This window comes from Pandoraea terrae, from assembly GCF_902459695.1.
Taxonomy (GTDB): Bacteria; Pseudomonadota; Gammaproteobacteria; order Burkholderiales; family Burkholderiaceae; genus Pandoraea; species Pandoraea terrae.
The window spans coordinates 20,960-34,236 of the sequence record NZ_CABPRZ010000027.1 but is presented as its reverse complement, the minus strand read 5'-3'; the positions used below and the strand labels follow the sequence as shown (position 1 = coordinate 34,236).

At 57.6% G+C, this 13,277-nt stretch carries 14 protein-coding genes, 1 tRNA gene and 1 pseudogene; 4 read left to right on the top strand and 12 right to left on the bottom strand.

Annotated elements, in window-relative coordinates; genetic code table 11:
* Nucleotides 1-11 precede the first annotated feature (11 nt).
* From PTE30175_RS28855 to PTE30175_RS23180, 11 genes and pseudogenes are all read right to left on the bottom strand, one after another.
* Nucleotides 12-131, bottom strand: a pseudogene (locus PTE30175_RS28855) (LysR family transcriptional regulator); the annotation flags it as partial.
* Between the two features lie 55 nt (nucleotides 132-186).
* Nucleotides 187-1,389, bottom strand: a complete 1,203-nt coding sequence (gene purT / locus PTE30175_RS23225; RefSeq protein WP_150699444.1) for a formate-dependent phosphoribosylglycinamide formyltransferase — start codon at nucleotides 1,387-1,389, stop codon at nucleotides 187-189.
* A gap of 190 nt (nucleotides 1,390-1,579) precedes the next feature.
* Complete coding sequence (locus tag PTE30175_RS23220) at nucleotides 1,580-2,656, bottom strand: PLP-dependent transferase (protein WP_263596297.1); 1,077 nt, start codon at nucleotides 2,654-2,656, stop codon at nucleotides 1,580-1,582.
* Nucleotides 2,643-4,385 (bottom strand): B12-binding domain/radical SAM domain-containing protein, encoded by a 1,743-nt coding sequence (locus PTE30175_RS23215; protein ID WP_150699442.1) that lies wholly within the window; start codon nucleotides 4,383-4,385, stop codon nucleotides 2,643-2,645. Before PTE30175_RS23215 ends, PTE30175_RS23220 begins: the two co-directional genes overlap by 14 nt.
* A 374-nt stretch (nucleotides 4,386-4,759) precedes the next feature.
* Nucleotides 4,760-5,704: a DMT family transporter gene (locus tag PTE30175_RS23210; RefSeq protein WP_150699441.1), complete on the bottom strand. Its 945-nt coding sequence runs from the start codon at nucleotides 5,702-5,704 to the stop codon at nucleotides 4,760-4,762.
* Between the two features lie 285 nt (nucleotides 5,705-5,989).
* Entirely contained in the window at nucleotides 5,990-6,964 is a 975-nt protein-coding gene (locus PTE30175_RS23205; protein ID WP_150699440.1) for a D-alanine--D-alanine ligase family protein, read from the bottom strand.
* A complete protein-coding gene (locus PTE30175_RS23200) occupies nucleotides 6,957-8,135 on the bottom strand; it encodes a cysteine desulfurase family protein (protein WP_150699439.1) in 1,179 nt (392 codons plus the stop codon). The genes PTE30175_RS23205 and PTE30175_RS23200 overlap by 8 nt, the downstream gene beginning before the upstream one ends.
* Nucleotides 8,136-8,144: 9 nt before the next feature.
* The gene (locus PTE30175_RS23195; protein ID WP_150699438.1) at nucleotides 8,145-9,023 is read right to left on the bottom strand and encodes an LPD16 domain-containing protein; all 879 of its coding nucleotides are present in this window, start codon (nucleotides 9,021-9,023) and stop codon (nucleotides 8,145-8,147) included.
* A gap of 30 nt (nucleotides 9,024-9,053) precedes the next feature.
* Nucleotides 9,054-9,130 (bottom strand) — tRNA-Gly (locus PTE30175_RS23190).
* 819 nt (nucleotides 9,131-9,949) lie between these two features.
* On the bottom strand, nucleotides 9,950-10,432 hold the full coding sequence (locus PTE30175_RS23185) for a hypothetical protein (RefSeq protein WP_150699437.1): 483 nt from the start codon (nucleotides 10,430-10,432) through the stop codon (nucleotides 9,950-9,952).
* A gap of 187 nt (nucleotides 10,433-10,619) precedes the next feature.
* Entirely contained in the window at nucleotides 10,620-10,853 is a 234-nt protein-coding gene (locus PTE30175_RS23180; RefSeq protein WP_150699436.1) for a DUF3717 domain-containing protein, read from the bottom strand.
* 341 nt (nucleotides 10,854-11,194) lie between these two features.
* Here PTE30175_RS23180 and PTE30175_RS23175 point away from each other — a divergent pair, with 341 nt between their 5' ends.
* From PTE30175_RS23175 to PTE30175_RS23160, 4 genes are all read left to right on the top strand, one after another.
* The gene (locus PTE30175_RS23175; protein WP_150699435.1) at nucleotides 11,195-11,524 is read left to right on the top strand and encodes a hypothetical protein; all 330 of its coding nucleotides are present in this window, start codon (nucleotides 11,195-11,197) and stop codon (nucleotides 11,522-11,524) included.
* Nucleotides 11,525-11,588: 64 nt separating this feature from the next.
* Nucleotides 11,589-11,978 carry a hypothetical protein gene (locus PTE30175_RS23170; RefSeq protein WP_150699434.1) on the top strand — a complete coding sequence of 130 codons (390 nt, stop codon included), beginning with the start codon at nucleotides 11,589-11,591 and terminating at the stop codon, nucleotides 11,976-11,978.
* 295 nt (nucleotides 11,979-12,273) lie between these two features.
* The gene (locus PTE30175_RS23165; protein WP_150699433.1) at nucleotides 12,274-12,561 is read left to right on the top strand and encodes a hypothetical protein; all 288 of its coding nucleotides are present in this window, start codon (nucleotides 12,274-12,276) and stop codon (nucleotides 12,559-12,561) included.
* Between the two features lie 211 nt (nucleotides 12,562-12,772).
* Nucleotides 12,773-12,958, top strand: coding sequence for a rubredoxin (locus tag PTE30175_RS23160; protein ID WP_263596296.1), 186 nt, complete (start codon nucleotides 12,773-12,775; stop codon nucleotides 12,956-12,958).
* 21 nt (nucleotides 12,959-12,979) lie between these two features.
* Here PTE30175_RS23160 and PTE30175_RS23155 read toward each other — a convergent pair whose 3' ends face one another.
* Nucleotides 12,980-13,225 (bottom strand): hypothetical protein, encoded by a 246-nt coding sequence (locus PTE30175_RS23155; protein WP_224788936.1) that lies wholly within the window; start codon nucleotides 13,223-13,225, stop codon nucleotides 12,980-12,982.
* Nucleotides 13,226-13,277 lie beyond the last annotated feature (52 nt).

The window sequence follows — 13,277 nt, the reverse complement described above, 5'->3', positions numbered from 1 at the left end:
ACGCCGCTTCGCTATCGTGTGAATTCGTCCAACCCGTCGACCAGCCGTTGCGCAAGCCTCGGCTGGCGAAGCTGTTCGAGCCACCAGTTCAGCGCCCGCCCTTCCTGGTCGCCGATATATGCCGCAGGCAAGGGCGCGCTGGACGCCCGCGCCGGCATGATCCTCCGGCGCGGGGCGTGAAGCGCGTCATGCCGTACGCGGCTTCACGTAGTTTGCGGCTTCCTTGGCCCGCTTGCGGGCAACCTCCACGTCCTCGTCGAACGCGAGTGCGACGCCCATGCGGCGCTTCGTGAAACTCTCGGGCTTGCCGAACAGGCGAACGTCGGTTTGCGGCACGCTCAACGCCTTGTCGACGCCATCGAACACAATGCCTTGCGCATCCACGCCGCCGTAGATGACGGCCGATGCGCCGGGGCTCTTGAGCGCCGTGCTGACCGGCAGGCCGAGAATGGCCCGCGCGTGCAGTTCGAACTCGTTCTGCCATTGCGTGATCATGGTAACCATGCCGGTGTCGTGCGGGCGCGGGCTGACCTCGCTGAACCACACTTGCTCGCCCTTCACGAACAATTCAACGCCGAAGATGCCTTGGCCGCCCAGATTGCCGGTGACCGCCCGCGCGATATGCTGGGCCTTCTCGAGTGCCGCGGGATGCATGGGATGCGGCTGCCAGCTTTCGACGTAATCGCCGCTGACCTGCACGTGGCCGATGGGAGCGCAGAACTGCGTCTCGACCTCGCCACCGGCACCGCGCGCGCGCACGGTCAGCAACGTGATTTCGTAGTCGAAATCGATGAATCCTTCGACGATGATGCGGCCGTGGCTGACACGACCGCCGGCCATGGCGTATTCCCAGGCGGCCTTGATGCCTTCGGGGCGGTCGATCTTGCTCTGGCCCTTGCCGGAGCTGCTCATGACGGGCTTGACGACACACGGGTAGCCGATGCCGCCGTCGATGGCCGCTTGCAGGTCCTCGAGCGTGTCGCAGAACTTGTACGGGCTCGTCGGCAGACCGAGCGTTTCGGCGGCGAGCAAGCGGATGCCTTCGCGGTCCATGGTAAGACGCGCGGCGCGGGCGGTCGGAATGACGCGCACGACGCCGGCGGCTTCGAGCGCTTCGAGCATCGGCGTGGCGATGGCTTCGATTTCCGGCACGACGAGGTCGGGCTTCTCGGCTTCAATGAGCGCCTTCAACTGCGCCGGATCGCTCATGGCGATGGTCCGCGCGTGGTGAGCAACTTGCTGGCCGGGCGCGTTCTCGTAACGGTCGACGGCGATCGTCTCGACACCGAGGCGCTGCAGCGCGATGAGCACTTCCTTGCCGAGCTCGCCGGCGCCGAGCAGCATGACTTTCGTCGCGGACGGCGACAACGGGGTTCCGAGTGTGGTCATGGGACGATTTGAAATCGGGGAGACAAAGGCGTTATTGTACTCAGCCCGGCATCCGCTTCAGCAAAAGTCGGCAGCCCCGCTCTCCCGGGGGCTGCTCAGGCCGCCCGCCGGACAACTGGCGATGGCACACGGCAATTCAATAGGCATAGGGGCGTCCAGTAATACACAAGGCCCATGGCGGCAGATAGATTTAGGATCCAAAAGCACCTCGAAGATCCCGCTCGATGTCGTGAACGTCTTCCAGTCCGAAGTAAAAACGGGCGCAACTTCCGCTGAGGCCGACCCGTTTCGCTGAGGGCCAGCCGCACGGATCGAAGTGATTCACAAGGCTGATAGTGCCGCCCCAACCATAGCCTATTTTGATCACCTTGAGGCGGTCGAGGAGCTGGATGGTCTCGTCCAATGGCCATGCAAACTCCACAGACACAAGGCTATTGAAACCGACATAGTCCCGGACAAACAGATCGCTGTTCCCGTTCGGCAGGGTGGGATGGAACACCCGTTTAACTCCCGTCATTCCGATGAAGACACCTATTGCCAAGCTCGTTGTGGCCATCTGGCATGAGAGCCGCGCGGCCAGTGTGCTCATTGACTGAAGCGCACTTGCGCATGCATCCGCCCCAACATGACTGCCGAGAAGCGCCGCGATCGATTTGGTCCTTTCGAATAGGTCCCGATCATTAGTGACGATGGCGCCGAGTGATACGCCCCCCGTAGCCGCATGGGTCTTGGTTATCGAAATCAAGGCGACGTCGACACCCACTTCCAGGGGGTGATGGAAGGTCGACGCAGCCCAGGTATTATCCATCACGGTGATCGCAGGGTGATCCTCGCATGCTCTGACCACCGCCTTCCCGTCCACCAGTTCGAAGGTAAATGCGCCGGGTGATTCCCAAAAAACCACCTTGGTATTGGGCCGGAGACGACTGGAAAGCACGGGGGCATCTTGCGGCTCAAAATATTCAACATCGACACCTAACGCCTGAAAATGCTGATCCAACAACCATCGAGTTGTGTAGGTTATCGTATCGCAAACGAGGAGGTGATCGCCCGGTTTCGTGGTAGTTGTAAGAAGCAAGTGAATTGCGCTCTGGCCGGACGGAGCCAGCACCGTGAACCTACCCTTCTCTATCCTGGCAATCCGATTAGCCAGATGACGGGTGGTCGGAGTATCGATGCCGCCATAGTAGAGACCGGTGAACGTCTCATCGCTTCCCTCAGTCAAGCTGGCATTGGCGATCGGGGACAACTCCTCAAAGTTGTTCACGACGAATGTCGTGGCGTTGATGGCAGGTGTTAACGGTGAATGAACGTTTCCCAAGGGGAAAAGACCGATCTGAGCGAGGTCGGTTGAATTTGATTTTTGCATTGATCGCTTCGAATTTATCAAGCAAGGCGACGATGTCCTTTACCTCGGACAAAACAGGTGGGGCAACTCCTGCAAGCGGATACTCTAGAGAAGCCTCGCCGAATCGGTGAAAAGCGTCCAGCAGCGGCCCCTTCGGCGTGCCCCATCGCAAATAGTCTTCGTCGGCGCTTTCAGGAGTGTTCCTTAGGGGATGTTGCACAGCCCAGTTCGCGCTCAAGACCACTGGCTGCCCGGTTCTTCCAAGATAGTCGATTAGTACATTAAGTAAGGCAACTCGACTGGCATGCCGCTCGCCCAAGCCGAACAGAAGCGCGCATCCGCAGGAAATGCCGGCTTCGCCCAAGGTCCTGAGCACTTCCGCGAACCGGTCTTGCCAGGAGCACGTTTTGTTGTCGAGATCCTTGCTCATGCCACCGATCTCTTCTGGCTCGAAGGTTTCCAGTCCAACGAACACGTAGCGCAAGCCATTTCGGCCAAGTCGCTCAATCAATTTCTTCCGACGTAGAATCTGATCGATAGTGAACTGGCCACCGAAAATGATATCGATCGGCTCATGCTCAACCAGCTCACAGAACTGACTGATCGCCGCCGGGCTACCGCTGAGAAAAATTGAGTCCTCGACAAAGGCGCTCGCTCCCCGGCCGGGATAATCCCTGGCCATGACGAACGCAGCCTCCTTCAACTGGCGGTACAGCCTACGCGGAGCACCCTTAATGTTCTGTATGCCGCCGGTGACGGTTCGCCGCTCGCTGCAAAAGGTGCAATCGTAAACGCAGCCGCGTCCGGTATCGCTGAACACATGGGCTGTCATCCTCCCGTCGAAGACGCTAAAGGATGCGGAGACGCCGAAAATGCTTGCACTTGAAGGTATGTCGTCATAGCAGATAGGGATGCCTTTGCTCACGATCGTCCGGTTGATACTGGGGAAATCTGCTATCCAGTACCCCGGAATGTTCGGCTGCAAACGGTTGGCGATGGAGGTTAGTTCCCCGGGCGGCAAACTGCTCAAGGCAGAGCCGATTTCGGCGACGATATGCTCTGCCTCGCCCGATATCACAATGTCAAAGATGGGCGGTATCTCGCAAGTTCTCATCAGTCGGCTTGGAGACCCGTAGTGATGACAAACAGTGGACGGTAGCCGAACGCGTTCGTTCTGGAGGTAGATCGTTTCGGTGACATGTCGTCCTCCGAACACGATCAGTATTTCATCTCCTAGCAAGTCCTTTGCAAGTTTGGCGCATTCCACCGCACCAGGCATGCAAAGCGTCATAGCTCCGAGTAGCAAGAGATTCGGCCGTTGCGACGTGATGAGCGACTTGAACCTGTCCATATCCTCAAGGGAATACATCAGGAGGAAATGTTCTCTCACTGCCGAATTAGGGGTGGCCCAATTGCTGTGGCCCCATGCTCCGACTTTTCTCCGCGCGAGATCGGCGGCGTATCGGCATGCATTGAAGAGGCTAGCCGGGTCAGTGCTGTTGAGTGCGTTCTCAGATTTGACACCACTGATCCAATCGGGAGCGGAAACTGCGATTGCCCTAATTTTGTGCAACGGGAGGGGCCGTGCCGGCACTGCTTCTGGCGCAATTCCCGATGCTGCTTGTGCATGGCTGGCTATCAGATCCATTGTTTTCCTTCCGCAGACAACAACCCTACTGAGCTCCCCTTGAAATTTCGCCTTCCAGCAGGCCGTGTATGCACTGGCCCCAAGAAAAGGAAAAAATGAGGCTCATCTCTTCTTTCCAAGTTAATGTCGAGAGTGGTGTATGCGCGAGCACAAGTATGATCAGGAGGCAAACGGCTGCTGAGCTTGACTGTTGTTCGCTTCCTGCGTAGGTTTCGCGCCATAGCGGTAGAGCTCGGTTGCTGGTTTGTTACCCAGAGGAAGCAGCATTCTCAGTCAGCCTTCCTCATCCCCGCCGGACGCGCCCGTACACCAGAGTCGAGATAAGTCTCACCTATTTTGGTGATTAACAAACGACTATTCCTTGCGGTAGCATGTCATGCTATTGGTGCCGAGTTTTGTTGTGTGATCGACCGATCCGTCCATCTAAGACTGAGACCCGATCCGATAATGATTGCCATTCCCAGCCCTTTCAATGGATCCGGAAATTCTGCGAACAACAGAAGACCGAGCCCAATCGCCGATACAATCTCTATATAGCTGAAGGGTGCCAGTAGTCCCGCTGGTGCCAAACGATAGGCTTGGATGTACATGAGATGGATTAGGCTTGCGAAGAGACTCATCACCACGAGAAGCGTCCAGACGGAAGAGTCAACTGGCTTGATCAAATGAAAATCCATGATGTTCGCCAGGGAGCCGATGGCGAGAATTGCCCCAAGGGAAACGGTACCACCGAGGCCGGTATAGAAATGCATGGCGAGGGTGGAGTCTACTTTTGAGAGATGGCGACCGAGCACGAGATAGATCGCGAACAGGATTGCGCAAATGAGCGGAAGTGTTGCCACAGGTCCGAGCATGACGAAATTCGGTCGGATCACCATGAGCGCACCACCGAATCCGGCTAAAACCGCTGCGATGCGTCGCAGATCAGGCGCTTCTTGGAGAAATACGACGGCGAGAATAGTTACTGTCATCGGTTGGATGAAAAATATAGCGATCGCATCTGCGAGCGGCATAGCTTTCAGTGCCGCGAAAAAAAAAATACTTGCAGCTGCTAACAGCACACCCCGCAACAGATGTAGCCCAAGATTTTGCACACGGAGAACAGTCCAGCCTCCAAAGGCCAGAAGGAGCGGGAGCACAGAGAACATCTGAAAGATGAATCGCGCTAGCGCAATAACAGCCACCGGCACACCGTAGTTCTCTCCCAGAATCTTTGCTAAGGCATCGGGTATCGGTGTCAACAACGCCGCGGCGGTCATCAATGCTACGCCATGCCTTACTGTCGTGGATTCAGGCCGCTTGGCCGTGACGAAATTCACTACTATCTCGATTCAATAATATTTGTTTCTACCAAGCTGCAGTTTCCCACCCCCCAACTCTGCCGCACTCGACTGCCAGGATGTTCCCTGACGAAGGGGAAGGCCCTGTTGTATAAAAAAATCATACCAACGCTACGGGCGAATTAGCTAAAAGTCGCCACACCTGTGAGCAACTTCTCTAAAAAAATCCCGGATGGATAAAAAAATTTGATTTATGCAACATAAGGTGTTTTAAAACACGGCTGCATTTCAATTCGTGTGCATCGATAGTTAGACGGGAGATTGTTAAGAATGCGGATAATTATCCCGAGTGGCCGCAAAATCATCCGGGATTTCAATATCCAATGCAGTGCAAACAGGCTCAATACCATTCAACATCAAAACCATTTCATCAAACCCGATACCCTTTTTGCGGCATGCTTTCGGGAAAAGACTGTGCGAGGTCAGACCTGGTAGCGTATTGACTTCGATAAGATAGGGGTGCCCGTTGCTGATAATTACATCTGCCCGATAATAATCCAGCCCGAGCGACTTGGCGAAAGCCGAACCGTCTCTTTCTATTTCCTGTCGTATGTCCTCACCTAGATCGATGAACCAGGATTGCGTCTCGTCGGATTCGAATTTCGCCTCGAAGGAGAAAAAGCCCGTCGTGTAGCCGACGGCGAGCGTTGGCAGCATGCCATCGTAAAAATAGCAGGCCGACAATTCCTGTCCGGCGATGAATTCCTCAATCAGTAGGCCATGGCCGAAGGACGATGCTGCCTTCACTGCTTGCTCGAACTCATCGAACTCGCCTTGAACCAGTGAGACGCCGATGCTGCAACCCTCTCCGTTCGGCTTGACGATAAAGTGACTTCCGAAACGCTCCTTGGCAGCCTCGAAGGAGACGGTCTTCTCATCCGGGAAGAAAAGATAATCCGGCACCCGTATCCCCAACCCCCTGGCGACATGCTTGGTAAGCAGTTTGTCCATGCAGATGGCACTGGACTGCGGCGAAGGGCCGTTATGCGGAATGCCGAGCCCCTTGAGATAGGCTTGCGCCATGCCGTTCTCACCGAAACCACCATGCAGCGCGAGAAACACCCGCGTAAAGCCACCGAGTGGCAGGTCGATGAAATGACGGTAGCTGGGGACATCCAAAACCTCATAATTGATATCCCCCCGTTCGAAGGATTGCGCAACGGACTCGGCGGTTTGCAGGGCGACTTCCCGTTCCGACGAGTCCCCGCCGGTGATGATGGCGATTCGTTCTTTAGGCACCGATTTCCTCCCTGGTTATGAGCTTTTGCAGGCTGCACACTTTTCTCGCAAGCAGCTCGGCGCCAAGGCCAACCTTCTCAATTTCCACGTCCGCAGTGAATGAGAGCCGGATGGCGCTGTTTGCGCGAGCATCCTCGTGCCCGACCTCAGTGAGGACATAGGAGGGCGCAATGCTCTTAGAATTGCAGGCTGAACCAGATGCGATGCATACGGTGGGCAGGCCCTTTATGATCGTTTCTGAGCGCACCCCTGGAAATGATAGGTTCAGGATGTGTGGCACGGCGTTCTCCGTTGGGGAGTTCAGTTGGTATCTGACATCGTGCCCGTGCAGGGTTTCGAGGATCACCTGCCGTCGGTAGTTTGCCGCTTCCCACCAGCTCGCAAGATCAGCCTTGCTGATTCGCTCCGCTGCGATCCCGAAGCCAACGATGAGCGGGACGGGGAGCGTGCCGCTTCGCAACCGGTACTGCCCACCTCCAAAGGTCAGGGGACGTAGCCGAAAAGTTGCATCCGATGAGACGTAAAGTGCGCCTATCCCCTTTGGGCCGCAGATCTTGTGTGCCGAGATTGAGACGCAGTCGACGCGCGTGTGTTGAACATTGATATCAACTTTGCCGGCGGCCTGACTCGCATCGATGTGGAACAGCGTCTCCTTGCCCTCCAGCAAGGCACTAATTGCGGGGACATCTTGAAGCGTGCCAATCTCAGAATTCACATAGGCGAGGGTGACGAGTGCAGTGTCTGCATCCACAATGCGGGCCAAATGATCAAGATCAATGCGACCGTTCGCATCTACCGTCATGCGGCGAACCTCTACGCCGCGTCTCTCCATCTCGCTTGCTGCCGAAAGCGTGGATTTGTGATCGATTGGACAAATGACAATGTTGTCGCTGCTTTCCGGACGAGCGCTACCTAACACGACGATGTTGTTACTTTCCGTTGCCCCCGAGGTCAGGGTCAACTCGTCATAGGAGCACCCTAGTAGTCGTGCAATGCTGGCGGTCGCTTGGTCAACAGCCAGCTTGGCAGAGCGGCCCATGCTATGTGGCGAAGACGGATTAGCAAAATTATCTTCGCTGAACTCAACCATTGCGGCTGTCACTGCATCCGTGCATCGAGTCGTCGCGGCGGCGTCGAAGTAGATGATAGATTGGTTGCTTACGGCTGACATGGTCGTTCCTCAAACTTGATACGAGGCCAGACTGACACCCCTGCCGTATATCTCTTCGCGGCTCATTTCGCCGCTTCCGCCCGGGTCGGTGACCAGGACTTTCATGCCGCGCAGATCATAAACTGATAAAGCGATTTCTATGCCGGTGCGAATCGGTGTTTGACATTCGGCAGGGGCCAGAATCACAAGATAGCGACCGGCCGCCCTGTGTACCTCCGAGATCATCTCGGTGATTTCCCCTGCACAACCTGTGATACCGCAACTGATAAGTGGAAGGGAACTGCCGGATTCGTCGGTGAATGATATTTCAGACTTTCCGGGCTTGTCCGCGAGAAAGCGCTTTTGCAGCTTGCCCGCTTTGACCAACCGGGTGGCAGCGTTCTGAAAACGGTATCTAAGCCAGGTTTCGGGAAACGTCAGCGTGTGCCGGCGGCTCGGAAGAATGTCTTTCTCGGAAAGCTGATTGGATACACTGAGGCGCGACAAATAGTTCGGAGGAAGCGCGTTGAATGTCTCGTAGAATGCGCTTCGGTAATCACCGGCGCTGCCGCTGTCCGGCACATATTGCCAGTCATTCACCAATAGAAGCAGTTTTGCCGACTTGTTGTGCTGAAGGCGGTAGTGATCGCCGAGCAACACGCCGAGGTCCCACGTGTAGGTCGGGAAAATGCCAACGCGCTCCCTGACCTGTTCTTTGAGAACCTCGTTCTCGATGTCCTCGAAGATCCCAGGCACGAGTCGCTTTGTAGCAGCGTCAAAGAACAGCATGAAGTGCCCAGCCATGATGACGACCTCATTGAAGTTGTCGTCGTGCATAGATCCACGAAGCTCGTCCAAGAGCTCCTCTTCGGAAAAGACGATTTTTTCACTCGCTCGGATCTGATGCATAAACTTCCTATTGAGAGCGCCTGTGCCGACTGGAGGAGCTGAGAGGGACTCGAACCCTTGACCTCGTTGCTGGTGGCAACGCGCTCTCCCAACTGAGCTACAGCCCCGACCTGACAAAAGATAAAGATAGGATTACATGATATTGCGGTATTGATCCTGCCCAGATTTCATGTACAGGTCAACGCTCATTTAAGGCAACGCCAAATAAGTAACCGAGATTGGTTGCCGAGCGTAATGGACGGAATCGACAACGAACGCGGTGACTCGCGATGAAACAACAAACCCTGGCGATGGCGCAAGACCAAGGATTCGGCAAGATCCGCCAATTTTCTTTTCAAACCGACGCAGAATGTGCTCATAAATGCGCGTTTTTTTCAAACCTCACGGGCGATGCCGTTCGTCCGCAATCCTTGCCTGACTTGTGTACTCCACAGCACCCACTGAGGACGTGTCAATGACCGACGTCCGTCTGGTTGCAGCAATGTCCCATGACCAACAGTATGAAATCAGGCTTAACCGGAGGCAATGAGGAAAGTTCTGGTTTTTCATTGGGACGCCCGCGTGTCGCACTAACAACCGTGTCGCGCAAGTAGTCTCCCTCAGCGGAGGTGTACGGGTTCATGTGAGGCTGCGGGGCAGAGAATCTGCGATAGGACGGTGGTATTGGCCTTGACAACGCAAACGACCGATCTGTGGGACCAGAATCGGTTCGCGAAGCAGACTGACTAATTTTGTAGGCCCCATTCGTAGATGAGGACGCTAATTGCTTGCCAGAATCCGCGCCATACTCGTTAAGCGCCGCTATCACCGTCGGCGCTCAATCGGGAACGCTCCTGAGTGCGGTAGTGAAAGGCCTGCCGATGGGATCGACGTGCCCGCGCACCACCACACACGGTCTCACACTTCGCACATTCACCCGTCAGTCGTCAGTCAACCCGAACGCCGCCCGCAGCGACAACCACCCCCGATGTCGATAGCAACTTTTCGACCGCGGCCGTCTGTAATGGGCTTGGCTTCCAATCCGATTTGGACAGCGACTTCAACTTGTCATTTGGTGCCCTCGCGCACCCGGACACAAACACCGGCCCGGCGCATTCGAACGCGTAGATCGTAATGGCTGACGATCCGGCGCGCACCGCTTGTGCCTGCGCCGCTTCGAATGTCTCGAAGCGCCACGCCTCCGAGCCGCTTTCAACGAACCGGGAATTGCGGGTGTTTTTCCGCTCCGGCGCTGCCAGATACTTCCCCGTTCTCGCGCACCACACCACGAAACCGTCGAACGTTGCAATCTCCGGCGGACGAATGTTCAACGTCGCGCCCGCCACGTCGCCACGATGAAAACGGCGGCAGCGTTCGACCGCCCCCGCAAACCAGCACGATATCCCCGAAGCCTTCGCCCTGCGTTCCATAATTGCTCCTCTTCCAAGTGCGTGCCCACAACATGAGGCACATGCACTCAATGGTGAGGTAACCGGAACAAGAACAAAATCGGCGTAGTCCGAATCGCGTGTGCACCGCAACAAGCAATGCACTCCCGCGCGCGGCGGCAAGGATTTCGGATCGCCGCGGGCGGTGGCGGGCGCCCCGATCACACAATCAAGGCGTAAGACCGAGATCCATTTGCTGCAGCGCGGTTTCGATGGCGCGGCTTTGCTCGGCGTCGAGCGTCTCGGCCGCGACGCTCGTGTCGTGCCGGAAAATCATTTCGCCGTAGACATTGGCCAGCGCCCGCGCCGCCGGGCACAGCGCCCAATGGCTGTCGGCCGCCTGCCGGCGGGTCCAATAATTGATCGCCTGTTCGATTTCGGCGATGGAGTAGTTGGCTTTCATCGGTGTCGGTTCGCCGTTCGGGTGAATTTACTGTATGGATATACAGTAGTGTAGCGCACTCGCCGCCCGCTTGCCAGCGCTTTGCCAAGCCTTCGCGGGGCCTTCGTCAATCCAATGCCTGTTACCGTGTTCTTCCGATTCTGGCGGCAGTGTTTCGGAACTGCAACAGGAATGCCTGATCGGCAAGCACGCCCACGCGATGGCCCGGCGCAAATATCAATGAATTCAATGCATTGATGCATCAGGCACGATTCTGGCTCTCGCTCGTAACACAATCGAAACACAATCGCCCGGGCAACGCCCGCGAGTCCGTCCGCCAACCGAAACCGCCGGAGTCCGCTATGCCGAGCCGTCCGTTCCCCGATTTCGACGCGCGCGCCAGGCCGTGGCGAATCGCCCTCATCTATCTGGTGCTGGCCACCCACGCGATGCACTCGCACGGACAAGAGACAAGCACGGATCCCTACTACCAGCCATGCATTGCCGTCGCCGACAGTGCCGCACGCAAGGCGGCGGGCCGTTGGCACATGGTGCCTGTCGAACTGGTCGATCGATGCGCCCGGCATCTGTCGCCGACGACAGTCGATGTGGATCCGGTCGACGTCTGGTATGTTCGCGACCCCATGGCCGTGTACGCGCCCGACCGCGTTCGGCCGTGGCTAGCCACGTGACGGCATGACACGCTATGCTGCGGTTTTGCCGCGGCTTGCATGATCGGCCGCTCATGGAGAATTGATGCTTTGTACACACTGTGGCGGCTCGCTGCCGGCCGAAATCACCGTCGACACGCCCTGCCCCCATTGCGGTAAGCCTGTCGCCGCCCAACCCGCCACACCGGCTGTTGCAACGCCCCGGCCGTCGACAAGCGTGCCGCCAGCGAATCCGCCGCCCCCGGGCGCGTTACCCGGCGCCTGGCTCGGTCTGCTGGCATCCATCGCATACGTTCTCAAGGGCGCCCATCCGACGCTTGCGGTCGGCATCCTGTGCCTGTGCGCCGGCCTGATCGCCGCGTTCGGCGCCCGCCGCCGCGGCAAGCCGGCCTGGCCCGCCTTCTTCACCGGACTGCTGCCCGTTGGCGTCGCGCTATTTTTCGCCCTGTTGATGTTGCGTCCGTTGTTCCGATAGCCCGGACGCCACGCGGTTGTACCGCGGACTTCCGGCAGCGCAACCCACACGGAGTTACCCACAACTTCTGTGGATAACCCGCTGGATAACCTGAGCCACCCTCAGCAAAGTTACCGCCCGGCGGGGCTGTCAAGAGGGTTGCCCATTTCGGCGTCAGCATCCTGCGAATTTATTGAGCTTGACGATGTGCCGACTCTCTGGGTCTTGCCGGGCAGGTTCGCAGCGCCCGGGAATCGGCCTATGATGGAGTCAGGCCGCCTTGCGGTCCCACGCAATTTTTGGGAGATGCCGCTGTATGACACAACCTGAAAAGCACGACGACACGCCGTCGAAAACCCGCGGACGCATCCACCTCGACGAATTTCTCGCCCGCCATAACGTGTCGGCAACCGTCGACCGCACGGCTGTGATCGACCTGATCAAGCAATTACGCGCGCCGGAGGTCCAAACGGACGACGATCGCAAGCGCGTGGTGGAGAAGAGCCGGCTGTGGCGCGAAGTCTCCGGCGTCGACACCGCCATGTCGCTGCTCAATTCGCTCGCCCAGATGGCGCCGATCCTGCTCAATCAGATTCACTGGTAAGCTCGCTCCCGGGGCGCGCAGGGAGTGATCCAGATCAAGACGGGCGCGAATTTTCGCGCCCGTGGCTGGAAGCATGCCGGCCAAGTCGCTTACAATGCGGGCGGCATCGGCGAATCGACGGCGGCTGCCGCCGTTTTGCCACATACATTTTGCCGCTTACACTTTCCCCGATTTCCGGCCCGGATGTGGGCCGCCCCGCAATATGACCACCATGCTCGACGCGTCCGCCGATTTCAAAAGCTACATCTGCCTGATTTGCGGCTGGATCTACAACGAAGCCGAAGGCGCACCGAATGACGGACTCGCCCCCGGCACCCGCTGGGCAGATGTGCCCGACGACTGGCTGTGCCCGGAATGCCACGTCACGAAAGTCGAATTCGCAATGAACGAATTCTGACAACCCGGTTCCGGCCCGGTATCAGTGGTGCCAGCTGCCGTCGCCGCGGCCCCAGCCTCGGCCCCGGCGGCCGAAACCGCTGCGGTAGTCGAACGTGATGGACGGACCGACGTAGTAGCCCGGGGCATAACCGTAGTAGCCCGGCGCGTAGCCGTAATAGTCGTAGTCACTGTAGCCGTAGGCCGGCGGGCCATAAGGCACGGCCACGCAGCCGCCCAGGGCGGTCAGCAATGTGGCGCCGGCAGTCACCAAGAGAATGCGTTTCACGATGTCGCCTCATGCAGGTCGGCAATCCGGTTGCCATTACCTGCTTCGACAT